The organism is Microcystis sp. M179S2 (assembly GCF_020245805.1).
GTDB lineage: Bacteria > Cyanobacteriota > Cyanobacteriia > Cyanobacteriales > Microcystaceae > Microcystis > Microcystis aeruginosa.
The window spans coordinates 25,192-49,971 of sequence record NZ_JADBUE010000302.1; the positions used below are offsets into that span (position 1 = coordinate 25,192).

The 24,780-nt window shown below is 44.3% G+C and carries 22 protein-coding genes; 9 read left to right on the forward strand and 13 right to left on the reverse strand.

Annotated features, from left to right (window positions below; all coding sequences use genetic code 11):
- A complete protein-coding gene (ahcY, locus tag IM500_RS18595) occupies positions 1-1,278 on the reverse strand; it encodes an adenosylhomocysteinase (protein ID WP_002795864.1) in 1,278 nt (425 codons plus the stop codon).
- Between the two features lie 243 nt (positions 1,279-1,521).
- Between ahcY and IM500_RS18600 the strand changes: the two genes are divergently transcribed.
- Positions 1,522-2,697, forward strand: a complete 1,176-nt coding sequence (locus IM500_RS18600; RefSeq protein ID WP_190722728.1) for an ImmA/IrrE family metallo-endopeptidase — start codon at positions 1,522-1,524, stop codon at positions 2,695-2,697.
- Entirely contained in the window at positions 2,697-3,167 is a 471-nt protein-coding gene (locus tag IM500_RS18605; protein WP_287739296.1) for a PIN domain-containing protein, read from the forward strand. Before IM500_RS18600 ends, IM500_RS18605 begins: the two co-directional genes overlap by 1 nt.
- A 62-nt stretch (positions 3,168-3,229) precedes the next feature.
- Here the strand turns inward: IM500_RS18605 and IM500_RS18610 are convergent, their stop codons facing one another.
- The 4 genes from IM500_RS18610 to IM500_RS18625 form a co-directional block, all read right to left on the reverse strand.
- Positions 3,230-3,901 carry a riboflavin synthase gene (locus tag IM500_RS18610; protein WP_190722726.1) on the reverse strand — a complete coding sequence of 224 codons (672 nt, stop codon included), beginning with the start codon at positions 3,899-3,901 and terminating at the stop codon, positions 3,230-3,232.
- Positions 3,902-3,916: 15 nt separating this feature from the next.
- Positions 3,917-5,212, reverse strand: coding sequence for a glutamate-5-semialdehyde dehydrogenase (gene proA, locus IM500_RS18615; protein ID WP_190722725.1), 1,296 nt, complete (start codon positions 5,210-5,212; stop codon positions 3,917-3,919).
- A 334-nt stretch (positions 5,213-5,546) separates the two neighbouring features.
- On the reverse strand, positions 5,547-6,719 hold the full coding sequence (dxr, locus tag IM500_RS18620; RefSeq protein WP_190722724.1) for a 1-deoxy-D-xylulose-5-phosphate reductoisomerase: 1,173 nt from the start codon (positions 6,717-6,719) through the stop codon (positions 5,547-5,549).
- Positions 6,720-7,202: 483 nt separating this feature from the next.
- On the reverse strand, positions 7,203-8,036 hold the full coding sequence (locus IM500_RS18625) for an acyl-CoA desaturase (RefSeq protein ID WP_190722723.1): 834 nt from the start codon (positions 8,034-8,036) through the stop codon (positions 7,203-7,205).
- A 119-nt stretch (positions 8,037-8,155) separates the two neighbouring features.
- Between IM500_RS18625 and IM500_RS18630 the strand changes: the two genes are divergently transcribed.
- The 3 genes from IM500_RS18630 to IM500_RS18640 all read left to right on the forward strand — a co-directional run bounded on the left by IM500_RS18630 (position 8,156) and on the right by IM500_RS18640 (position 12,115).
- Positions 8,156-9,379, forward strand: a complete 1,224-nt coding sequence (locus tag IM500_RS18630) for a methionine gamma-lyase family protein (protein WP_061432311.1) — start codon at positions 8,156-8,158, stop codon at positions 9,377-9,379.
- 340 nt (positions 9,380-9,719) lie between these two features.
- The gene (locus IM500_RS18635) at positions 9,720-10,535 is read left to right on the forward strand and encodes a prohibitin family protein (RefSeq protein ID WP_287739297.1); all 816 of its coding nucleotides are present in this window, start codon (positions 9,720-9,722) and stop codon (positions 10,533-10,535) included.
- Between the two features lie 317 nt (positions 10,536-10,852).
- Complete coding sequence (locus IM500_RS18640; protein WP_287739298.1) at positions 10,853-12,115, forward strand: vWA domain-containing protein; 1,263 nt, start codon at positions 10,853-10,855, stop codon at positions 12,113-12,115.
- Between the two features lie 57 nt (positions 12,116-12,172).
- Here the strand turns inward: IM500_RS18640 and ruvX are convergent, their stop codons facing one another.
- From ruvX to IM500_RS18655, 3 genes are read right to left on the reverse strand one after another with little or no spacing between them, the layout of a single operon-like run.
- The gene (gene ruvX / locus IM500_RS18645) at positions 12,173-12,610 is read right to left on the reverse strand and encodes a Holliday junction resolvase RuvX (protein WP_287739299.1); all 438 of its coding nucleotides are present in this window, start codon (positions 12,608-12,610) and stop codon (positions 12,173-12,175) included.
- On the reverse strand, positions 12,610-13,851 hold the full coding sequence (locus IM500_RS18650) for a GNAT family N-acetyltransferase (protein ID WP_287739300.1): 1,242 nt from the start codon (positions 13,849-13,851) through the stop codon (positions 12,610-12,612). Before IM500_RS18650 ends, ruvX begins: the two co-directional genes overlap by 1 nt.
- Positions 13,852-13,879: 28 nt before the next feature.
- Entirely contained in the window at positions 13,880-14,005 is a 126-nt protein-coding gene (locus tag IM500_RS18655; protein WP_268807312.1) for a hypothetical protein, read from the reverse strand.
- Positions 14,006-14,063: 58 nt separating this feature from the next.
- Here IM500_RS18655 and IM500_RS18660 point away from each other — a divergent pair, with 58 nt between their 5' ends.
- A complete protein-coding gene (locus IM500_RS18660) occupies positions 14,064-14,570 on the forward strand; it encodes a hypothetical protein (protein ID WP_002741066.1) in 507 nt (168 codons plus the stop codon).
- A gap of 8 nt (positions 14,571-14,578) precedes the next feature.
- Positions 14,579-14,986: an MAPEG family protein gene (locus IM500_RS18665; protein ID WP_061432305.1), complete on the forward strand. Its 408-nt coding sequence runs from the start codon at positions 14,579-14,581 to the stop codon at positions 14,984-14,986.
- A gap of 71 nt (positions 14,987-15,057) precedes the next feature.
- Here the strand turns inward: IM500_RS18665 and IM500_RS18670 are convergent, their stop codons facing one another.
- The gene (locus IM500_RS18670; protein WP_190722718.1) at positions 15,058-16,098 is read right to left on the reverse strand and encodes an amidohydrolase family protein; all 1,041 of its coding nucleotides are present in this window, start codon (positions 16,096-16,098) and stop codon (positions 15,058-15,060) included.
- Between the two features lie 288 nt (positions 16,099-16,386).
- Between IM500_RS18670 and carB the strand changes: the two genes are divergently transcribed.
- Both carB and IM500_RS18680 read left to right on the forward strand, forming a co-directional pair.
- On the forward strand, positions 16,387-19,632 hold the full coding sequence (gene carB, locus IM500_RS18675; protein ID WP_190722717.1) for a carbamoyl-phosphate synthase large subunit: 3,246 nt from the start codon (positions 16,387-16,389) through the stop codon (positions 19,630-19,632).
- A 252-nt stretch (positions 19,633-19,884) separates the two neighbouring features.
- The gene (locus IM500_RS18680; protein ID WP_287739303.1) at positions 19,885-21,288 is read left to right on the forward strand and encodes a TldD/PmbA family protein; all 1,404 of its coding nucleotides are present in this window, start codon (positions 19,885-19,887) and stop codon (positions 21,286-21,288) included.
- Positions 21,289-21,410: 122 nt separating this feature from the next.
- Here IM500_RS18680 and tatA read toward each other — a convergent pair whose 3' ends face one another.
- The 4 genes from tatA to IM500_RS18700 all read right to left on the reverse strand — a co-directional run.
- A complete protein-coding gene (gene tatA / locus IM500_RS18685) occupies positions 21,411-21,587 on the reverse strand; it encodes a twin-arginine translocase TatA/TatE family subunit (protein WP_190722715.1) in 177 nt (58 codons plus the stop codon).
- 105 nt (positions 21,588-21,692) lie between these two features.
- Positions 21,693-23,123, reverse strand: a complete 1,431-nt coding sequence (gene lpdA, locus IM500_RS18690; protein ID WP_272081351.1) for a dihydrolipoyl dehydrogenase — start codon at positions 23,121-23,123, stop codon at positions 21,693-21,695.
- A 441-nt stretch (positions 23,124-23,564) separates the two neighbouring features.
- Complete coding sequence (locus IM500_RS18695) at positions 23,565-24,263, reverse strand: DUF3782 domain-containing protein (RefSeq protein WP_147071181.1); 699 nt, start codon at positions 24,261-24,263, stop codon at positions 23,565-23,567.
- Between the two features lie 297 nt (positions 24,264-24,560).
- A partial coding sequence (locus IM500_RS18700; protein ID WP_287739305.1) for a hypothetical protein occupies positions 24,561-24,780 on the reverse strand: 220 nt, incomplete at its 5' end.

Consider the following 24,780-nt stretch of genomic DNA (forward strand, 5'->3'; position numbering starts at 1 on the left):
TTAGGTTCCGGAAGTCCAGGAGTTGATATATTCTAATTGGGCTTCGGTGAGAGTATCGATTTCAATCCCCATGGCTTGCAGTTTCAAACGGGCGATTTCTTGGTCTAATTCGTAGGGAATCGAGTAGATGCCGGGGGCCAATTTACCTTTATTTTTAACCAAGTATTCTACACCGATCGCCTGGTTAGCGAAACTCATATCCATAACGGCGCTAGGATGACCTTCGGCGGCTGCCAGGTTAACTAGGCGACCTTCACCGATAACAACGACGGATTTACCGCTTTTTAGTCTATATTGTTGGGTAAAGTTGCGAACTTCCTTAACATTATCGGCTTTTGCGCCTAAAGCTTGCAGGTCGATTTCAATATCAAAGTGACCGGAGTTGGAAACAATCGCGCCATCTTTCATCAGGTCAAAATGTTCGGCCCGGATAACGTGCTTGTTACCGGTAACGGTGATGAAGATATCGCCTTCTTTAGCGGCTTCATCCATGGGCATAACCCGGAAACCGTCCATCGCTGCTTCAATGGCGCGCACGGCGTTGATTTCGGTGACAATTACATTAGAGCCTAAACCTTTGGCCCGCATAGCGACACCTTTACCACACCAACCATAACCAGCCACAACCACGGTTTTACCGGCAAGGAGGATATTGGTGGCGCGAATGATACCATCAAGGGTAGATTGACCTGTACCGTAGCGATTATCAAAGAAATGCTTGGTTTCTGCGTCGTTAACGTTCATTGCCGGGAAGGATAACACCCCGGCTTTGAGCATGGCTTGCAAACGGACGATACCGGTGGTAGTTTCTTCGGTAGTACCGATAATGTCGGGTAATTGGTGACTTCTTTCTTTAACTAGGGTGGCCACTACATCACAACCATCATCGATGATAATCTGGGGTTTATGATCGAGGGCGATTTGAACGTGACGGTGATAGGTGTCGTTATCTTCCCCTTTGATTGCATAAACGGGGATGCCGTAATCAGCGACTAAACAAGCGGCCACATCATCCTGGGTGGAAAGGGGATTACTGGCAATTAATAACGCATCAGCGCCACCGGCTTTTAGTGCGATCGCCAAATTAGCGGTTTCGGTGGTAACGTGACAGCAAGCGACTAAACGCAGTCCAGCAAAGGGTTTTTCGATGGCGTAACGTTCGGCTAATTGACGCAAAACGGGCATTTCCCGACCGGCCCATTCGATGCGTTGTTTGCCGATGGGGGCTAAACTAATATCTTTGATGTCGTATTTCTGTTGAACTGGTGTTGCTACCATAAGGGGTTTTCCTTAAATACAAGCCTAGGCTATTGGTTAATTTAACTTAACATTGTCTGGGTATTTTGGCTAATGTCAAGCTTTCGGCTGGTTTTTTATATAGTAAAAAGTTATCAATCCCTCGCTGACCTATCCAGAAATCGGTACATTTTCTCTATTTTAGGTAATTATATAGTACAATGAAACTACTGTATGATCTAAATCAAGCTAGAAATCTCTATCTGGTGATGATAAGATAAAGTGATGGGCGAGAAACTGACAGGCGTTAATCCCAAGATAATCCAATGGGCAAGAGAAAGGGCGAGATATTCTCTTGAGTCTGTGGCGGTCAAGTTTAAAAAAGAGGTTTCTGTTATCGAGAAATGGGAGTCAGGAGAGGACTTTCCTACCTATAGTCAATTGGAAAAGTTAGCAGAAATATATAAACGTCCTCTCGCTTTATTCTTTTTCCCAGAACCTCCCCCAGAAGCGGAGGAAAAACAAGAATTTAGAACTTTGCCAGACTTTGAAATCGAAAATTTGGCCGCCGATACTATCTATGCTTTACGACAAGCAAAAGCGATGCAATTGTCGCTACAGGAAATTAATAATGGTATTAATCCTAGTACCAAGAAAATCTTTCAGGATATTGCGGTTAGCTCTAGGGATGATTTAAGGATATTAGCCGAACAGATCAGAAATTATTTAAACGTTACTCTAGAAGAACAACTGACCTGGAATGATCAGGAAACTGCCTTAAAAAAATGGCGGAGTGCCGTGGAAGAAGCCGGTATTTTTATTTTTAAGCGTTCTTTTAAGCAGCGAGAAATTTCGGGATTTTGCTTGATAGATATTGAATTTCCGATCATCTATCTTAATAATAGCACGGAAAAATCTAGACAAATATTTACCATTTTTCATGAATTAGCACATATTCTTTTGCAGACTAATGGAATTACTAAGTCTGACGATAGATATATTAATAGTTTGCAGGGAGCAAATAAAAGTATCGAGATATTTTGTAATAAATTTGCTGCGGAGTTTTTGCTTCCTAATCATGTCTTTTCTGAGATAATTAGAGAAACAATAGTTAACGATAAAATTATCTCGAAAATTTCCAGTGATTATAAGGTTAGTCGAGAAGTAGTTCTACGAAAACTATTAGATAATAACTTTATTTCTCAGAAAGAATATACTCTTAAAGTAACCGAGTGGTACAGTGAGCAGGTGAGAAAAAGTCAGGACAAAAATAAAAAATCTGGAGGTGATTACTATGCTAATCAGGCGACATATTTGGGAGAAAATTACCTAAAACTGGTGTTCAATAAATACTATCAAGGTCAATACGATATTGAGCGCGTTGCTGATTATCTAAACATTAAAAAAGTTGCTACGGTGGAAAAACTTGAACAATATTTATTAGACAAAGGACTGTTTTGATGGTTTACATTTTTGACACAAGTAGTTTTAAGGTTTTAGGAAACTATTTTCCCAAAAGTTTTCCTACCGTTTGGCAAAAAATCGATTTGATTGTGTCAGAAGGTAAACTACAATCAGTACGCGAAGTGCTTAAAGAAGTAGAATATGGCAATAATAAACAATTTGTTCTAGATTGGGTAGACTTCAATAAACAAATATTTTTACCACCCACTGCTCAGGAAACTTTATTTATTGCTGAAATTGTTTCTATAAGAAACTTTAATGATTTAGTGAGTGAAAAAGCAAGATTACAAGGAAAACCAGTGGCAGACCCATTTATTATTGCCTGTGCCAAGATAAAAGACGGTTGCGTAATTACCGAAGAAGCCTTGAAGCCTAATGCTCCCAAAATCCCCACAGTCTGTCAACACTTTTCTATCGATTGTACCAATGTTCAGGGTTTAATGGAGCGAGAAGGTTGGCAATTTTAAAACTAAAATTAATGGATAAATTGCCAATAAATTTATATGTTGAAAAGGCTTTTTCTGGAAAACTAATAACCATGTTCAGCCAGAAATTCTAGGCTAATCTCGCTAGGAGCGTGATAAGAGCGCATTCCTAACAATTTTTCCACATATTTGCCTAAAATATCCCCTTCTAGATTCACCCAATCGCCTAATTTTAAATGGGAAAGATTGGTTTCGGCGTAGGTGTGGGGGATGACAGCCACTTTAAACCAGCTGCCGGAGGCATCACAATCGGCCACGGTTAAACTGATGCCATTAACAGCTATACTGCCCTTACCGACGATATAACGAGCTATGTAGTTATTCCACTGCTCTTCTAGGGAACTAGGGGCAGCAAAGCTCATTTCCCACGAATTAGCCACGATTATCGATTCGACTAAACAGCCAATACCGTCCACATGACCGGTGACAAAATGACCGCCGATTTTACTACCCACCCGCAAAGAGGTTTCTAGGTTAACGTTGGTTTCTGTTTTAATCCTTCGTCCCAAAGTAGTGCGCTGTAGGGTTTCTGGGGAAGCGGTGGCCAGAAAACCCTCTGGGAGAATTTCCTCGACTGTCAAACAAACCCCATCCACAGCCACACTATCACCAATCATTAAATCTCGGATAATTGTATCAGAGGATACAGACAAATATAGTCTATCAGTATCCACGACCCGAATCGTTGCCAAGGCTTGAATTAATCCTGTAAACATCGGCTTTTTTCTCGACTATAAATCCTTATGAGTGAAAGATTGGGCATTTTCCCCAGAATAATCGGCGACAATATGACCATCTCCCACTAATTGGTATTTGTAGGTGACTAATCCCTCTAATCCCACCGGACCGCGGGGAGGCATTTTTTGGGTACTGATACCCACTTCGGCCCCAAAACCGTAACGGAAACCATCGGCAAATCGGGTGGAACAATTATGAAAAACTCCGGCGGCATCGACTCGATCGCTAAAGGTTTTGGCCGTGTTAAGATTTTCGCTGACAATGCCTTCCGTGTGTCGAGAACCGTAATAATTAATATGTTCGATCGCTGATTCTAGACTATCAACAATTTTAATTGACAGAATTAAATCACTATATTCGGTTTGCCAGTCTTCTTCTGTGGCCGATGGTACGTTAATCATCTGACGAGTTGCTTCATCTCCCAATAATTTAACCTTTTTTTCCTCTAATGCTCGGGCCACTGCGGGTAAAAATTGTCTAGCGATGTCTTGATGAACCAATAAAGTTTCAATGGTATTACAAGCGGCAGGATATTGGGTTTTACCATCAACGGTAATCCTAATTGCTTTGCTTAAATCGGCTTCTTTGTCGATGTAGAGATGACAGATACCATCGGCATGGCCGAGGACAGGAATGCGGGTATTATTTTGGATATAACGAACAAATTCGTTAGAACCTCTAGGAATAATTAAATCGATGTATTGATCGAGTTTTAAGAGTTCCTGAATTTCTTCTCGTGTTGTTAATAATCGTACCGCCGCTGGATTAACTTTAGTTTCACTCAAGGCCTGATGAATAATTGTTACTAAAGCTTGACAAGAACGGATCGCTTCTTTCCCCCCTTTTAAAATAACGCTATTACCAGATTTAATCGCTAAACTGGTAATTTGAATTAAAGCATCGGGACGAGCTTCAAAAATAACACCTACAACCCCTAAAGGACAGGTTATTCTCCGCAGAATTAAACCTTGATCTAATTCCCGATTAATTTGCATCGTAGCTAAAGGATCTGCTAATTTAGCCACATCTCGCACCCCGGCAATAGCGGCTTTTAATTTGCTGGGACTTAACTCTAATCGCGCACATAAAGCTGGGGATAATTCCATCGCCTTGGCTGTTTGAACATCGGCGATATTCGCTTCTAGTATTTTATCGGCATTGGCAGTTAAAGCCTCAGCAATAGCCTCTAAAGCTTCATTCCTTTCTTCGTTAGTCAGGATAGCCAGTTGACGACTCGCTTGACGGGTTTCTCTGGCGATTTCGGGGAGGGATAGAGAAGTTGTAACCATAGAAAATTAAAAGTAATAACCGCTATCTTGTTTATTTTATCTTATTTTTGATCAAGTTTCAGGGTCATTAGACCTCATTGTAAAAATCAAAAATTGTTGTTAGGGTTAGGAGTCAGTAGTCAGGATAATTAAGAATCAATAATAATCAATTAAATGGTCTATTTACGGATTTTAGGCAATTTAATCCTTATTTTTGCCGTTTTTGAACCCTCAAAAATTAATTAGGCAAGAGGTTTATTGAAGGTTATCTAGAAAAAATAGCCGAAATTAGTAATTTTTCTATCCTAGACCTGTAGAGACATTAGAGTTAACATCCCTACAGAATCTAGACTATCTAGACCAGATTGGCAATCAGACAGTTAGATACCTCTTGACGCGCCCAATTATCGGCGGCTAAAATGTCATCTAGGCTAGGGGTAGAAGTGTTATGAATTGCAAAGCGATCGCAAACTTTTTCGATCACCCGGGGAATATCTAAGAAGCTAATCTTTTCTTCTAAAAATAACGCTACCGCTTGTTCATTAGCCGCGTTTAATACTGCTGGCATTGCCCCACCCGCGCGGCCAGCTGCGTAGGCTAATCCCATACAGGGATATTTTTGATGATCGGGTTCTTTGAAGGTTAAACTGCCGGCTTTAACTAAATTTAAAGGTTCCCAATCGGTATAAATTCTTTCGGGCCAAGACAAGGCATATAACAGGGGTAAACGCATATCTGGCCAGCCTAATTGAGCTAAAACCGATGTATCCTGTAACTCAATTAAAGAGTGAATAATACTTTGAGGATGAATAACAATATCGATCGCATTATAATCGACACCAAATAAATAATGAGCTTCGATAACTTCTAGACCTTTATTCATTAAAGTAGCCGAATCGATGGTGATTTTTCTGCCCATAGACCAGTTAGGATGTTTCAGGGCATCAGCTACGGTTACTTGCGGCAATTTTTCCACGGGTAAATCCCGAAAAGCACCCCCAGAAGCGGTGAGAATAATCTTTTTTAATCCCCCAGTGGGAACTCCCTGTAAACATTGAAAAATAGCTGAATGTTCCGAGTCAGCAGGTAATAATTTAACTCGGTGTTTTTCCACTAAAGGCAGCACCACTGGACCGCCAGCAATCAGGGTTTCTTTATTAGCGAGGGCGATATCTTTACCAGCAGTAATAGCGGCAATTGTCGGCAGCAATCCCGCACAACCGACAATTCCCGTGACGACGCTTTCGGAATCGCCATAACGGGCCACTTCGATTACTCCTTCCTTTCCTGCTAGGATAATCGGGGTATAGTCAAGGTCGGAAATTAGGCTTTTTAGGTCTTCTAGTTGACCTTCGTTATTAATCGCCACGATTTGCGGGCGAAATTGCCGAATTTGCTCCGATAGTAGTTGAATATTATTACCCGTGGCTAATCCCACCACTTGAAACTTATCGGGATGATCGGTGACAATATCGAGAGTTTGAGTGCCGATCGAGCCTGTAGAGCCTAAAATCGAGATTTTTTTCATTAGAAACTTAATATAATTTGGGGATTAGCTTTAAATATACGTTCTCTGGTGTCCTTCCGGCACATCAGCGTAAATATTAAACATTTGTTAAAAAAGTTGATAGTTTGACCTTTTTATGCTACGGCTTAGAAAAAGTTAGCGATAGAGATGGTGACAGAGAAGAAATCGAATAGAAAGGCCAATGGATTAGGCTGTCTAGCGGGGGGTCTGGTTTTTTGCCTCTTATTTCCCCTGTGTGTTTTCTTTTTTGGTTGGTTATCCTTCGCTCTTGGGATGAGTTGTGCTTTCCCAGTCAATGTTCGACAGAGGAGGAAATAATCAAGTTTATCCTATCAATGATTTCGTTTTTTGGGGGAGGATTGGCAGTACCTATATTCCTCAGTTGTGCCGTGGGAAAAGCCGTTAGATTTGGGTTAAGTCGGAGAAAAAATAACCGAACTTAAACATAAGTTCGGCTAGATTTAATTTAACAACTGGATAAAACTAACTTTCTGTCGCCGTTGCTGTGCTGGGGGGTAACTTAATATTAGTAGCTAATCCCAGAATTTGCAGCAGACGAATGGTCATCCAAGTCAGGTCAACTTCCCACCATTGTAGTCCATGACGGGCAGAATACTGATAGGCATGGTGATTATTGTGCCAACCTTCACCAAAAGTTAAGAGAGCAACCCACCAACAATTTTTAGAATTATCGTGGGACTCATGGCTAACATAACCAAATTTGTGGGTGGCGCTATTGACAAACCAAGTGGAGTGGAAAACTAAGACCAAGCGAACAAAAATTCCCCAAATTACAAACGGCCAACCGCCTATAGCATAGAGAATTAAGCCTAAAACAATTTGGATAGGAACAAAATAATTTTGACAGAATTTATAGAAAGGATCGTCGGCGATATCTTGGGTAAAACGAGCGATTTCTTCGTCGGCAGGAATTTCGTGCAGCATCCAACCCATGTGACTCCACCAAAAACCTTTATTAGAATCGTGGGGATCGGGAGCAGTATCAGAATATTTATGATGAATACGATGTAAACCTATCCATGCGATCGCACCTCCCTGACAAGCGAGGGTCCCGCAGAAAACCAGAAAGTATTCTAGCCATTTGGGAGTCTTAAAACTCCGATGGGAGACCAGACGATGAAAACCGAGGGTAATTCCTAAACCCCCGGTAATCCAATAGAGAATCAATGTCACTCCCACTGCACCCCAGCTAAAATTGCTAGGCAAGAAGGCTAAAAGAGCCACTAAGTGGATAAAAGCCATGTAGATGAGAGTCACCCAGTCAATGGGAAGTTTTTCGGAAGTCGCAACAGTCATTGAATAACCCAAAGGGAAACAACAGGAGACAGAGCATCATTGTCTTATCTGTCTCGATTTGACACAGGGGGAACTTTGACGCTTAATGAATAGTAACAAATATCACAGTCTATTGTTTGATGGATATCCCCCCTCTACTCCACAGGGCAGAAAAGGCCTTACTCCCCATCTTTTCGGAAATTGACGCACAGGTCAAGGAAAATCTCCGTCAAGTCCTCGCTGCTTTCCGTGAAAACCGCGTCGGAGTGCATCATTTTGCCAGTGTTAGTGGTTATGGTCATGATGACTTGGGACGGGATACTTTAGATCAAGTGTTCGCCCAAGCCCTGGGGGCCGAAAAGGCGGCGGTGCGGGTACAATTTGTTTCAGGAACCCATGCGATCGCCTGTGCCTTGTATGGGGTTCTTCGACCGGGGGATGAGATGTTAGCGGTAGCGGGTGCGCCCTACGATACCCTAGAAGAAGTAATTGGGATTAGGGGCAGTGGTCAAGGCTCTTTAAAGGATTTTGGCGTTGTTTATCGGCAATTAGAGCTAGATTCTACCGGTGCGATCGATTGGTTGGCTTTGGCAACAGCAGTTAAACCCCAAACCCGTTTAGTACATATTCAAAGATCCTGCGGTTATTCCTGGCGATCGAGTTTGTCTATTGACGAAATCGAGAGAATTGTCCGTATAGTTAAACAACAAAACCCGAATACAGTCTGTTTTGTCGATAATTGCTATGGAGAATTTATCAACACCCAAGAACCCACCGACGTGGGGGCAGATCTGATGGCCGGTTCTCTAATTAAAAATCCCGGAGGTACAATCGTCACGGCCGGGGGATACATAGCAGGTAAAGCGGAATTAGTGGAAATGGCCTGCTATCGTCTGACAGCACCTGGAATCGGTAGGGAGGGAGGGGCAACTTTTGACCAAAATCGTCTTCTTTATCAGGGATTGTTTCTAGCACCGCAAATGGTGGGAGAAGCGATGAAAGGCAGTCATTTAATTGCCTATGTGGGCGATAAGTTGGGTTATCCGGTCAATCCTGCCCCTTTTGTGCCTCGACGCGATATTATTCAAGCGATTAAACTCGGTTCCCCCGATAAGCTGATTGCCTTCTGTAAAGCCATTCAAGCCTATTCTCCCATCGGTTCCTACTTGGATCCCATTCCTGCCCAAATGCCGGGCTATGAGAGCCAAGTAGTGATGGCTGGTGGCACGTTTATCGATGGTAGCACCTCGGAATTCTCCGCCGATGGACCCCTACGGGAACCCTATATCGTTTTTTGTCAGGGGGGAACCCATTGGACTCATATTTCCCTGGCCCTAGAACAAGCGATCGCAGCTTTATCTTGAATGGTTCCTCTCACCTTCCTTCTCTCCCCTAGTTAAATTCCTAACTTCCTGTCTTTGTGGTTAACAAAAAGTAAAACGTAGGGTGCGTTAGACGGCCAAAATTGCTGCTGTGACTGGAAGGTAACAATCCCTCGTAACGCACCACCTATCATCGACTGTGATTGTGTGATGGACTATGATTGAAGTAACGCACCACCTATCATCAACTAAGTAGCCAATTACAATTAAAGATAAAATACAAAGAACCAGAAGCTTGTCCCACTATCTAAAAATTAATTGAGATTACTTACTTATAATAACAGTGCTACGATAAAACCGATCAAATATCTCAGGAGTTGTCATGAATTACAATCGCAATATAATACCATTAATGGCGGGGGGAATTTTAATATTAGCTTTTACTACCATACTGCGCCCTTTTGCCGTTATTGATACCGGCGAACGCGGCGTTGTCATGTACTTTGGCAAAGTGCAGAAACAAATCCTCGATGAAGGAATTCATCCTGTTATACCGATTGTCACCAAGATCAAGACCCTCAACGTTCGAGTGCAAACAACGGAAGTAAAGGCAAAAGGAGCTTCTAAAGATTTGCAAGATGTGGAAACAACTATTATCGTTAACTGGCACATCGACCCCGACAAAGTCAATCAGATTTATCAACAAGTTGGGGATATCAATGCGATTGTCTCTGGTATTATCAACCCAGCAGTATCGGAAATTGTCAAAGCGGCAACAGCACAACGTCCCGTACAAAATATCTTGCAAGAGCGAGGAGAACTCAAACGTGAAATTGACACTTCCCTCGCCCAAAGACTGAGACGTTATGGGATAATTATCAATGATGTATCTCTCGTTAATTTTGGTTTTTCTGAAGAGTTTAACGCAGCGATTGAAGCCAAACAAGTAGCGGAACAAAAGGCACAAGAAGCTGCTTTTCGCGCACAACAAGCAGAACAGGAAGCGAAAGCGGAAATCAACCGCGCGAAGGGACAGGCAGAAGCTCAAAAACTATTGCGCCAAAACCTAACAGCAGAAATTTTACAACAACGAGCAATCGAAAAGTGGGATGGACGTTTTCCTGTCGTCATGACTGGTTCAGGCTCCCTTCCCCTGATCAACATCGATTCCAATTTGTTATCATCTCAAAAAAAGTAAATAACTTTAGTTCGCATTAAAGAGATTTTACCATGACTTCCACGAAAGAATAGGGCCGACTGGCTAAGGTAAAATTTCCCGCAAGAACTGCTGGGGCCGCATCTTAACTTTGTAGAAATATCGACAATCGGGAATTATCAGTGATTTTAAAATTATTCCCAATATATGAACAACCGCAGGTGAGTATCGTAGATTGACGAAAATTAAATGCAGCCACTTCTGGAACTTGTTTAACTCGATGCCGGACGGGAAAATAAACACAAATCTAACTATACTCATTACAATATAAATATCAACGACCACGATTAAAAACTCTTATGCGGGTAACTCTAAAATCGGCCTTGAGTGACAGTCATATCGATGCTAATCAAAACAGCAGTCAACGTCAACTGATGCTATCGATCGCCGCCACCAGTGAACAGATCAACACAAATTTACCGATTAATCTTTGTTTAGTTCTCGATCATAGCGGTTCTATGCAGGGAAAACCCCTAGAAACGGTCAAAAAAGCGGCTTTAAGTTTAATAGAATCCCTCGGAGTTAATGATCGTCTCTCGGTAATAGCTTTCGATCATCGCGCCAAAGTTATTCTTCCCTCCCAATCGCGAGAGGATGATCTGACCTTAATTCGCTCAAAAATTCAACAATTACAAGCGGGGGGAGGTACGGCGATCGATGAAGGGATAAAATTAGGTATCCAAGAAAGTTCCAGCGGCAGCAAAGGTTATGTATCTCATATTTTTCTGCTTACCGATGGTGAAAATGAACACGGAGATAATCAACGCTGTTTAAAATTAGCCGCAGTAGCGGCTGAGTACGGTATCACCTTAAATACCTTCGGTTTTGGCGATCGTTGGAATCAAGATATCCTAGAAAAAATTGCCGATATCGCTGGCGGAAGTTTATCCTATATCGAAAGACCCGAACAGGCTTTAATTGAATTTACTCGTCTGTTTAACCGTCTGCAATCTGTGCGGTTAACTAACGCTTTCCTGCAATTAGAATTAGATGCTCGGACTCATTTAGCCGACTTAAAACCCATTGCCCAAGTTGCTCCAGAAACTATAGAAATGAGCCTACAAAAAGAGGGCAATTTTTACATCACCCGTTTGGGTGATTTAATGATAGATGAAGAAAAAATTCTCCTCCTCAATCTCTATATTGACCAAATTCCCCCCGGTACTCACACCATAGCTAAAGTGAAGATTCGCTACGATGATCCCGCTTCCGGTCAAAAAGGACTAGAAACTGCGACTTTTAGCCTTGATATCACCTCCCAAGCTATCTATCAATCCCAATTAAACGAGCAAGTTCAGAAATCGACTCTGACTTTAGCCAAATATCGTCAAACCCAAATCGCTGAAGAAAAATTAAAACAGGGCGATCGAGCAGCCGCCGCCACCATGCTACAAACCGCCGCCAAAACCGCTCTACAGTTGGGAGAAAAAAACGCCGCCACTGTCCTCCAAACTAATGCCACCCGTTTACAGGTGGGAGAAGAATTGAGCGAGGGAGATTTAAAGAAAACCCGCATTATTGCTAAAACAAGACTACAAACCGACGAAGAAGCAGGAAAATGATTAAAATTCGCCCCTTGCCCCTAGTAATTTTTCTGGTGACAATGTTCGCTCTTCCCCTCAAACAACAGTATTAACTCGCCGTCGGCGATCGAGCCATTGTTGTAAAATAATCGCCGCCGCTTCCCGATCGATCGCTCCCTTATCCCAAGAGGAAAACTGTTTTTTGGCTTTTAAGAATTCTTCCGCCTCTAGGGACGTGCAACGCTCATCAATGTATTCGAGGGGCAAATCCAAGGCGATCGCTAGTTTCTGGGCGTATTTTTGCACCTGTTGGGCCTGAAATCCTAGTTCTCCGGCCATGGTATAGGGCAGTCCCGCCACCAAAATCTTAATATTTCTTTCCTTGACAATCGCCTCAAACTGTGGTATTTCGGCAACAAAGGAAGAACGGATAATCGTGGTTAAACCGGTGGCGATTAAACCAGTGCCGTCACATCCTGCCACTCCTACCCGTTTTTTGCCGATATCTAAGCCGAGGGCGGCGACTCTTTCCATCACACTGGATGCCCCTGATCGGGGGGTTCCGAGGGCGGTTTAACTGGGGGAAGTTCCCCCGGACTGTCGAGGGGGTCCAGGGGGGGATTATTGGGCCATTTTAACCAAGACATCCGACTAGGGATGGGAGTTCGCGGCACCGGTTGTAAACCCTGCAGCATTTCTGCCAGGGCGGAATTTTCCGGCTTAGTTTCGCGGATTTTGTGCCATACCGAGCGCGACATCATCAGGGTGTGGGAACTGCGGATCGCTCCCAATTGTTCCAGATATTCCCGTCTTTCGTGCTGATAATCGGCAGATATCAACTCTAGCGAGCGAGGGGGATACTTGCGAGTGATCTGGGCCATCTGGATTAATAACTTAGGATAGAGCCAAGTGTAGGCGGGATGGACAATTAATTTCGCTTGATGGGGTCGCTCATCCCGATTAGATAGAATTAATTCAAAATAACCGATCGCCGCTTTTCGTTGCGGTTCAAAAACGTAACCGCGACTAATTTGCGGACTGCCGCACCAACTTTGACAGCGATAGAGCAAACTATCAACTAAACTGATTTTAAAATCCTGGATATGGCGATCAAATACCTGACGCAGTAGCGGCGGCATAGACACACAATCTAACTGATAAAGTAATTGAGCGTCAGCATTGCTCACGGGCAGTAAATTCGGTAAATCTGCCTCTTGTTTGCTCAATTCCTGTAATAATTGCGGCGGTAAAGACCAATAGGTTAATTCCGCCAAAGGCTGAAAACCGTGTTGCCGGAAAAGTGCCAAACTGTCCTTTTGATTGATATTAACCTCTAACACCCAGGTGCGCGCTTCCCAAACCGTTTCTAGACAATAACGCAGTAATTGCGCCCCGATGCCCTTGGGTTCGCTTAAAGACTCCGCCGGATGCACCCGCACCTGTTCCACCCGCCAAGTGCTGCGACTACTATTAAAAGGGGTGACTTGGATTGCCCCGCGAATTTTCCCTTCTTCTCCCCGATTGGCCATGGACTCAGCCACATAGACATGAAAACGGTGTTGGAGAGGATTGGGAAAAAAACTGAGAATTTTAAACAACCCAAACCAAGGCCGCACCTGTTGCACCTGCGTGCGGAAATTTTGGGCGCGACGATCAATATCCTCATCGAAGTCATCCAGGGTTAAAGCTTCAATGTCTTCCAAATCCCGATATTGTACGGGACGGATCTGGCGATCGCTAAAATCGTCCCCTTGGGGAACAGGAGAAGTGGTCATGGCTCTGGGGTAAATATCGTCTATGCACCTATCTTACCGCAGAATCTAGAGGCACTTCCCCACCAATAACAATTTCTGAGGGATCATAGGGGACCACCACCGAAAGAACACCTCGATCGGTCGCTGGGGTTTTTTGGGCCAAATTTCCGATCATGACAATTCGATGCTACAATAACGGACGGTTAATCAGTCCGAATTTGCAGTAAAAGTCTTTGAGTCAATCTGTAGATACCACTAACACCCTAGACACTCTAGCTCAAGAACTAGCCGCCATTCAGCAGACCGGTTCTAAGCGCGTCGCTTTATTGGGTTCCCGTCACGTTCCCATCACGCACCAGCAATTGATCGAAATGATGGCCTATGCCCTCGTGCTGGCGGGCAATCGGATTATGACCTCCGGGGCGACGGGAACCAATTCCGCCGTCATTAAGGGGGCAATGCGGGCAGATCCTAATCTGTTAACCGTGATCTTACCCCAAAGTCTCGATCGCCAGCCCCTGGAATCCCAAGAACAACTCCAGCAGGTTATCCATCTGGTGGAATGTCCCGAAAATGACCATCTATCCCTAGGGGAAGCCAGCAGCCTCTGTAATCGGGAGATTATCAATCGTTGTCAACAGTTAATCTGTTTTGCTTTCCACGACAGTCAAACCCTTTTGCAAACCTGCGCGGAAGCGGAAGATCAACGCAAGCTAGTTACCCTATTTTATTTTGACTAAATTCAGCGATGAATCTCTCCGTCAGTGCCATTCTTCTCTATTCGATAGTGGCTGCCGCTATCTCTGTCTATCTACCTTTTCTGCTGGTGGCTTACGCTAGAGCTAAGGTGGGTTACGATACCTCCGCTCCCCGGGCCATGTTCGACCAACTCCCAGACTACGCTAAACGAGCAACTTGGGCCCATCAAAATGGTTTTGAAACCTTTATGATCTATAGTGCCGCCGCTCTCATGGCCTACGTTACAGGAGTCTCCTCCTCCCTGGCCGCTACCTGTGCGATCGCCTTTGTGATCCTCCGGCTTTTATTTTCCCTTTTTTATATCACTAATGTCCCAATCGCTCGTTCCCTGATGTTCGGTCTCGGCTCTCTCTGTACCTATACTCTCTTTGGGTTGAGTTTAATCAAGATTCAGTAGTTCGGGAGGGGCAAAAACCCCGATGGGAAATCGGGTTAGAAGTTGCTTAACCCGAACTAAAGTTAATTCTGTTACTGATAAACCGGTAATTTGGGATTATCCACTGATAACAAACCAGTTAAAAGTGAGGCGGGTTTTTGACTGTAGGGCCAGGCAAAAGCATGACGAAAAGCCGCATCTTGACAAGCTTGTAATTGTCGAAAATCGATCACGTCCAGGGTGAGTAAATTTTCGTACTCGAAGGGCAGCCGGACATTGTGTAAACCGGCATTATCGGTACAGATAGCAATATCAACCCCCGCTTCAGAACAGCGATCAAAGACTATCTTTAATTGCGATAAACTTTTGAGGGTGCCAGTTTTTAAATAGGTGGTGGGACAGACTTCTAAACATTGATGACGACGGGCAACTTCCGGCAGCAATTCCGGATATTGTAGGGGAATTTGAATACCGTGACCAATTCTTTGCAGATAGGGCAGTAATTGGGGATAACAACCGTCCTTTGTTTCGTAAAGATGGCCGGTGGTATTTAAACCCTCTTCCCTGGCATAACTGTATAAACCAGCAAATTCCTCTAGTCGAGTTTGGTAGTAGGAATCACCCCCGGCAATATCGATCGCACAGACGTATTCTTTCATCTCTAGGGCCAGATCAACGATCGCTTTGTTGACTTCGGAGGGAAGTCGCGAGTGCATACAGAGAATTTGACTGGTAATAATCGGATATTCGCTCATTTTCGAGGCTTGACCGACGATCTCGACAATCGAGCGCATTTGCTCGATTCGCTCTGTTTGGTTCAAATGTTCGTCGGTGCGATAGTAGGGAGTATAGCGCAATTCTAAATAGGCAAGATTCTCGAAGATGTAAGCGCCGCGAATCAGACGATAAATAAAATAGGGCAAAGTTTGGGCGGTTTGAACACTTTCGACGAGGGTATGTAATTCCAAATACTCATCTAAACTATTGCGTTCACGGGTGTAAAATTCCTCAAAAGCGGGGTATTCCTGGAATTTGGCCGCTAAATCCCGCTCATGTCTGTGAAAGTAGCGCCAGAGAATTCTCGGTACTACCGATCCCCCTAAATGCCGATGCAAATCTGCGTATAAAGCCACAACTCCGATGCTCCTTAGTCTCTCAAATGTTCCTTAAATATAACGAAGTTTTACAATTGTTTGACAATCGTTCCCAAATAGTACCAGTACCTATCCGGTGATCGGTTGGGTGTTGGGGAGCGGGGAGATAGTGAACAGTCGCTAGTACAAGGCTCAGATCTGATCACCGATCACTGATTCAAGGCTGACAGCTAGAATAAGGTCATTAAACCTAAATAAAGCTTTAGGGAATAGAGGGGTGACAACATATACAATGATTGGGGTTTATCCTCAAGCAACCCTAAGCCTATGCCACGCCGTGATGACTTACAGAAAATCCTAATCTTGGGCGCTGGCCCGATTGTCATCGGACAAGCCTGTGAATTCGACTATTCGGGAACTCAAGCCTGTAAAGCCCTACGAGAAGAAGGTTATGAGGTAATTTTAGTCAATTCTAACCCCGCCTCGATCATGACCGATCCAGAAATGGCCGATCGCACCTACATTGAACCAATTCTGCCGGAAATTGTCGAGAAAATTATCGCCAAAGAACGTCCTGATGCGATTCTACCGACTATGGGCGGTCAAACTGCCCTCAATACCGCCGTAGCTTTGGCCAAAAGCGGCGTTTTAGAAAAATATAACGTGGAACTGATCGGGGCAAAACTTCCCGCTATTGAAAAAGCCGAAGATAGGGAACTATTCAAAAAAGCAATGGAGAAAATCGGTGTTCCCGTTTGTCCTTCGGGGATTGCCAACAATTTAGAGGAGGCAAAAGCGATCGGTCATCAGATCGGTTCCTATCCTCTCATTATCCGGCCGGCCTTCACTTTAGGCGGAACGGGGGGCGGTATTGCCTATAACCAAGAAGAATTTGAACCGATGGCCCAGTATGGTCTAGATTGTTCGCCTACATCGCAAATTCTCGTCGAAAAATCCCTAATTGGCTGGAAAGAATACGAATTAGAGGTCATGCGCGATCTAGCCGATAACGTGGTGATCATCTGTTCGATCGAAAACTTTGACCCGATGGGGGTCCATACCGGCGACTCGATTACGGTTGCGCCCGCCCAAACCCTGACCGATAAAGAATACCAACGCCTCCGGGACTATTCTAAGGCAATTATTCGGGAAATTGGCGTAGAAACCGGCGGATCGAACATCCAATTCTCCGTTAATCCCACTAACGGCGACGTAATCGTGATTGAGATGAATCCCCGGGTATCCCGTTCTTCGGCCCTAGCATCGAAAGCCACGGGATTCCCGATCGCTAAATTTGCCGCTAAACTAGCAGTAGGCTACACTTTAGACGAAATTCCCAACGATATCACCAAAAAAACCCCGGCTTCCTTTGAACCGACTATCGATTACGTCGTCACCAAAATTCCTCGCTTTGCCTTCGAGAAATTCCCTGGCTCCCAACCGATTCTAACCACCCAGATGAAATCCGTCGGGGAAGCCATGGCTATCGGTCGAACTTTCCAAGAATCCTTTCAAAAAGCGCTTCGCTCCCTAGAAACGGGACGTTTTGGCTTTGGTTGCGATAAAGTCGAAACTCTCCCCCCTCTCTCGGAAGTCCGGGCCGGTTTGCGGACACCTAACCCCGAACGGGTTTATAGTATCTATCATGCTTTTAAATTGGGCATGAATGGGGAGGAAATCCACGAACTAACCGGGATCGATCCCTGGTTCCTCGATAAATTGGCCGATTTGATGGAAACCGAGAAGTTTCTCAAACGAACTCCCCTGAAAAGTCTCGGCAAAGAGGACCTATTCGCTATTAAACAACAGGGATTTAGCGATCGCCAAATCGCCTTCGCCACCAACAGCAGCGAGGACGAAGTGAGAAGTTATCGCAAGGGTTTAGGTATTGTTCCCGTTTATAAAATGGTGGATACCTGCGCGGCGGAATTTGAGGCCCTGACACCCTACTATTATTCCACCTACGAACAGGTAGAATCGGAAGTTTTACCCTCCGATAAACGCAAAGTGATGATCCTCGGTGGTGGTCCCAATCGCATCGGCCAGGGGATAGAATTTGACTACTGTTGTTGTCATGCCGCTTTTTCCCTCAGTCAAGCCGGTTTTGAGACGATTATGGTCAACTCTAACCCGGAAACTGTCTCCACCGATTACGATACCAGCGATCGCCTTTACTTTGAACCCCTGACCAAAGAGGATGTCTTAAATATCATCGAAGCGGAACAACCAGAGGGTTTAATTATTCAATTCGGTGGGCAAACTCCCTTAAAACTGGCGGTTCCCCTGCAAAAATATTTAGAATCGCCTAATTGTCCCGTAAATACCAAAATTTGGGGAACTTCACCCGATTCGATCGATACCGCCGAAGATCGGGAACGTTTTGAAAAAATCCTCCGAGAATTAGATATCCGACAACCCCTCAACGGTATTGCCCGCAATTTCCAAGAATCCCAAGCGGTGGCTCAACGCATCGGTTATCCTGTAGTAGTACGTCCGTCCTACGTTTTGGGCGGTCGGGCGATGGAAATCGTCTATTCCGATAGCGAATTGGAACGCTATATGAAGTATGCGGTACAGATAGAACCGGATCACCCGATTTTAATCGATAAATTCCTCGAAAATGCCATCGAAGTGGATGTGGATGCCCTGTCAGATGCCACGGGAACAGTAGTTATCGGGGGATTAATGGAACATATCGAACAAGCGGGCGTACATTCGGGCGATTCTGCCTGTTCTATCCCCCATACGTCCCTGAGTGCCTCGGTTTTAACCACAATTCGACAATGGACGGTGGAACTAGCGAAAGCTTTAAAAGTAATCGGTTTGATGAATATCCAGTATGCGGTACAGGGGGAGACAGTTTATATCTTAGAAGCGAATCCCCGCGCTAGTCGTACTGTTCCCTACGTTTCCAAAGCAACGGGAGTTCCTCTGGCAAAAGTTGCCTCCCTCGTCATGTCGGGCAAAACCCTAGCAGAATTGGGTATCATCAGCGAAGCAATTCCCCGTCATATCGCCGTCAAAGAAGCGGTTTTACCCTTCCAGAAGTTCCCCGGTGCTGATACTCTCCTGGGACCAGAAATGCGTTCTACAGGGGAAGTAATGGGGATTGACAGCGATTTTGGCAAAGCTTTCGCTAAGGCAGAAATGGCCGCCGGCGTGATTTTAGCCACCAGTGGGACGGTTTTTGTCTCGATGAACGATCGCGATAAAACCCCCATGGTTCCCGTAGTTAAGGATCTGCAATCCCTCGGTTTTCGCGTCGTCGCCACTTCCGGAACTCGTAAAGTTTTGTTAGAAAACGGTTGCGAAAATATCGATTTAGTGCTAAAGATTCACGAAGGTCGTCCCCACGTTATCGATTGGATCAAAAATGACTTGATTCAGTTTATTGTCAATACTCCCAGTGGTGAAGAATCCCAAAACGATGGCCGACAAATTCGCCGTACTGCCCTCGATTATAAGTTACCAATTATCACCACTATCGCCGGGGCAAAAGCGACGGTAGCGGCCTTAAAATCCCTGCAATCCCAACCTTTAGAGGTGAAAGCTTTACAGGATTATCTCGCCTAATTTCAGTTGTCAGTGATCAGTTATCATACTAAATCCGTTGAGTAACGCACAGAAAACGGGTTTCTCGGAGAAACCCGTTTTCTACTCATGCACTCATGCAAAAAGGCGAATAAATAATCAGTCTTTAATAACCAGATTTAGTATCAGTTATCAGTTCACTCTTTACTGCTTACTGTTTACTGATTACTGATTACTGTTCACAGCAAAAAAGCTCCCCACTTCCCACTTCATAATTCATAATTCATAATTCCTATGACCGATACTCTCACCGACTATAAAAACCTAATTAGCGAACTGATTAACCGTTATAAAAACCGCGTCGATTTCCTGACAATTCGTCTGGAAGAAGCGCGGGGGACGAATATTCTACTACGTTCCGAACGAGTGGAAACCCTCAGCGAAGGTATTGCTATCGGTGGTCAGGTACGCGCTTGTTATAAAGGAGGTTGGGGATTTGCCAGCTTTAATCAATTATCCAGTTTACAGGAACGATTAGAAGATGCGATCGCTGCTGCCCGTTTAATTGGGGAAGAAGAAACCCTGATTGCTCCGGTAGAACCTGTAATTATTAGTTGTGAATTGCCTTTAACGGGAACAGACCCGCGTTTAGTGCCATTAGCTGATAAAAAAGCCCTCTGCGATCGCTATAATAATTTATTGCGTCAACATCATCCCAGTATTGCCACCACTTCCGTCCGTTACAGCGATAGCAGTCAACATATTCTTTTAGGCACTTCTGACGGGACTTTAATCGAACAAAAATGGTCAGACTTAGAAATGCGTTTTTCGGCCACCGCTAGGGATGGGGACAGCGTACAAACAGGCCGGGAAACCACCGGTTCCCGAAAAGCTTTCGAGGATCTGGTCAATTTAGAAGAACAGGTGCAAGGGTCGGCTAAACGGGCCGTACAAGCCCTAGTTTTGCCCCCTGTCAAGGGCGATACCTACACCATCGTCATCGATCCCATTTTAACCGGTCTGTTCGTCCATGAGGCTTTTGGCCACCTTTCCGAGGCAGATATGTTATACGAAAATCCCGACCTTTTGGAAGTGATGAGTATGGGCAAACGTTTTGGACCAGATAACCTGCAAATCTTTGACGGGGCCTATCCGGAAGGTCATCGGGGCAGTTATTTTTATGACGATGAGGGAACCCCCGCGACCACGACTCAGTTAATTAAAGATGGGGTTTTGGTGGGAAGACTGCATTCGCGGGAAACGGCGGGCAAATTAGGCGAAAAACCGACCGGTAACGCTCGTTGTCTCAATTATCATTATCCGCCCATTGTCCGCATGACCAACACTTGGATTGAACGGGGAACCACTGCCGTTAAAGAGTTATTTTCGGGGATAAAAACGGGAGTTTATGCCCAAAATTGGCAGGGAGGCATGACTAACGGCGAAATGTTCACTTTTAGCGCCGGGGAAGCTTGGATGATTCGCGATGGAGAAATTGCTGAACCCGTTAAAGATGTGACTCTCTCCGGTAATGTCTTTAAAACCCTAGCCAATATTGAGGCAATTGGGGATGATTTCTACTGGGACGAGTCAGGAGGCTGCGGAAAAGGGGGTCAAAGTGGTTTACCCGTCGGCTGCGGTGGCCCCAGTCTCCGCATCCGCGATGTGGTGGTGGGGGGAGAAGCAGATATTCAGTAATCAGTGAGCAGTAAACAGTAATCAGTGATCAGTAAACAGCAAAGAGTGAAAAGAAAGTGGGAAACTACTATTTAATACTGATAACTGATAACTGCTGTAGCGGAGTTTCATCCTGGCGAAATCTATCTCATCTTCTCGTCACTGTCTTCAATTTCTTGCTCATCTTTATTGATTTCTTCTTTAAATCCCCGTAAAGTTTTCCCCAAAGCTGCCCCAAATTCGGGTATTTTTTTCGGTCCAAATATCAGGAGAACAACCACAGCAATAATTACTATTTCTGGCCAACCTAATCCAAACATAATCTTGAAAGTAAAAAGTAAAAAAAGAGAAAGGAGTCAGAATTCAGGAGTCAGAAACTTAACGGTAATAACTGATAACTGATAACTGATAACTGATAACTGACTCTATGCTGCCACTTCAGCGCGTTTATAAGCTTCGTCGAGGACTTCTGAGAGAGTTGGATGGGTGTGGATGCGGAAAGCGAGTTCATGGACAGATTTACGTTCAGCGATCGCATTGGCCGCTTCTTGAATTAAATCCGATGCGTGGATACCGATAATATGAACACCGAGTAATTCGCCCGTATCCTGACGATAAACGACTTTAGCGATGCCTTCCGTTTCTCCTTCCGCTAAAGCCTTGGAATTTCCCTTAAAATAGGTTTTGACAGCAGCGACCTTATACCCTTCTTCCTGTGCCAAAACTTCTGCTTGCGGTTCCGTTAAACCCACATAACTAATTTCGGGGTGGGTAAAAGCAGCGGCGGGAATACTGCGATAATCGATGGTTTTTGGGCGATTACAGATATTTTCAATGGCTATTACCCCTTGACCCGAAGCAGCGTGAGCTAACATCATTTTACCCGTAGCGTCGCCCACAGCCCAGAGATGGGGAATCGGTTCACCGTCCTGAATTACCTGCATTTTGTCATTAACGGCAATAAAACCGCGTTTATCCAGTTCTACCCCGACAAATTCCAATCCGAGATTCTTTGTCGCCGGGATTCTTCCTGTAGCGACTAAACAAGCATCTACTTCTAAAATTTCGATCGCTTCTTTGCTTTTTGCGTCCACCAGTTCAATGGCCACAGGATTCCCCGGTTTAATACTTTTTGCCAAAACTCCCACATAAGTCTCGATGTCTCTAGGTTTAATCAGAACTCTTTCAGCGATTTTCGAGATTTCTGGGTCAAATCCAGGCATGAGACTATCTAAAGCTTCGATCATCGTCACTTCACAACCCAAAGCGGTGTATATATCCGAAAATTCCAGACCGATATAACCACTACCGATAATTGCGATCCACTTGGGTAAAGTTTCTAATCTAACGGCCTCATCGCTGGTAAAAACCGTTTTATGATCGATCTCGATCCCCGGTGGGACAAAGGGAACCGACCCCGGACAGAGCATAATATCCTTAGCGGTGTAGATTTTTTCGCCACTATCCCCGATGACGCTAACTTTTTGCGGACCGGCGATTTTTCCCCAACCGTGGATAGTATCAACCTTGAGACGTTTAAGACTATTAGTGAGATCGCCTCTAATTTTACTGACAAGGTTGTTAGCATGATCGGCAATTGTCGGACGGTCAAAATTAACGCCAGCGATGGCAATACCTAGACTTTTCAGATGGTCACTATCGGCTAATTCTCGCACTCGTCCCGAGGCTGCCAGTAAAGCTTTAGAAGGAATACAACCGCGATTGACACAGGTTCCTCCCATATCTTTGGCTTCGATAATAGCCGTTTTTAGCCCACATTTGACCGCGTGTAGGGCTGCTCCGTGGCCACCAACTCCAGCACCGATAATAATTAAATCGTAGTCGAATTCACTCATAGTCTCTCTGACTCTCAAAGTTAGCATTATCCCATTTTACGATCCACTGTGATCAAGCGGTGCTATCCCGGTCAAAAACTGGAGCCAGTTTTTAGCCATCAGGCTCTTGTGCATTGAAACTGGCTATTGGCAATTTTAGGACAAGACGTTACTAGACCTCTGGTAAAAATCAAAAATTGTTGTTGGGATTAGGAGCCGGTCGTCAGTAGTCAGGAGAATTAAGCATGAATAATAATCAATTAAATGGTCTCTTCACAGATTTTAGGCAATTTAATCCTTATTTTTGCCGTTTTTGAATCCTCAAAAATTAATTATGCAAGACGTTACTGAATCAAAATATGAATACTAATCCTGCATCGTATCCATAAGTTAGTATAGTCCTAGGTTGGAAAAATTAGACCTGCTGCCAATACTTTGCCAGATGAAGGAACCATCTTTCTCCTACCATAATTTAGGCTCGAAACCAGAATCATTAATGATTTCTACCGTTTCTCCCGATGGTTTAATTACAAATAAACCTTGTTTATAGGCATAACGATCTACTCCTTCATCTATTTCTATTCCTGCCACTGCACCATAAGCTTGATAGTTTTTATAATGGGGAAATGCTTGTTTAAATCGACTTAATTTTTCTAAAAACTCGTTGACATCATCTTTCGATAAACGAGACTTACATTCTACTAAAACTACCTCGGTTTCATCGACGGCTAAAATATCAATCTCCATGGCTATTCCTTGCCGTTTTACCCTGGCACGACTGTAGGTTTCTTTGACATCGATACCTTTGCCACGAAATAGGCTAATAACAGCAGGTTCGACTAATTCCTCGACAAATCTTCCCCAGCGAGTGGTTAAACTATCCACAGCACGACTGGTATTGGCCACTGTTTTCTCTAGCTTGGCTAAACGGCGATCGGCTTCAGCAGCCCGGCGATCGGCTTCGGCGGCCCAGCGATCGGCTTCGGCCTTGGCTTCGGCGGCCCGGCGATCGGCTTCGGCCTTGGCTTCGGCGGCCCGGCGATCGGCTTCGGCCTTGGCTTCAGCAGCCCGGCGATCGTATTCTTGGCGTGATTGTTCAAACTTTTCGTTAGTTTTCTCAAAAAGTTTATAGATATCTTCGATGGTAATCGGTTGAGACATGGTTATTTGTTTTAATCTTTCTTATTTTACTTCTTACTATAATTGTACTAGCAAAGTACAAGTCATTTTAGGGACGGGTGTTAATTGAGCAAGTCAATAGTTATACTAAATCCGTTGAGTAACGCACAGAAAACGGGTTTCTCGGAGAAACCCCTTTTCTACTTATGCAAAAGGCAAAACGGAGAATAAATAATCAGTTTTTAATAACTGGATTTAGTATGAGGACGATATAGCGGGGACGGGAACCACAGTTTCTTCGTTGATCATGGTTTCTAACTGTTCAGCCTGGGATTTGGCTCAATAAATTGATGATTGTAAATAATTGTTACAAATACTTGACTTAAGATAGGGTTTGCTGAAAAAGCTTTTCGGTGGTGGCAGGGTGTGGGGTGTGGGGTGTGGGGTGTGGGGTTTTACCGATTTTGAGGTAGTCAGTTGCCTAATTTTCAGGGAAAAAGTACCTGAATTTTGCCCCCGATCCCCGCAATGGCTGGCACTTTTTGAGGGAAAAAAAGTC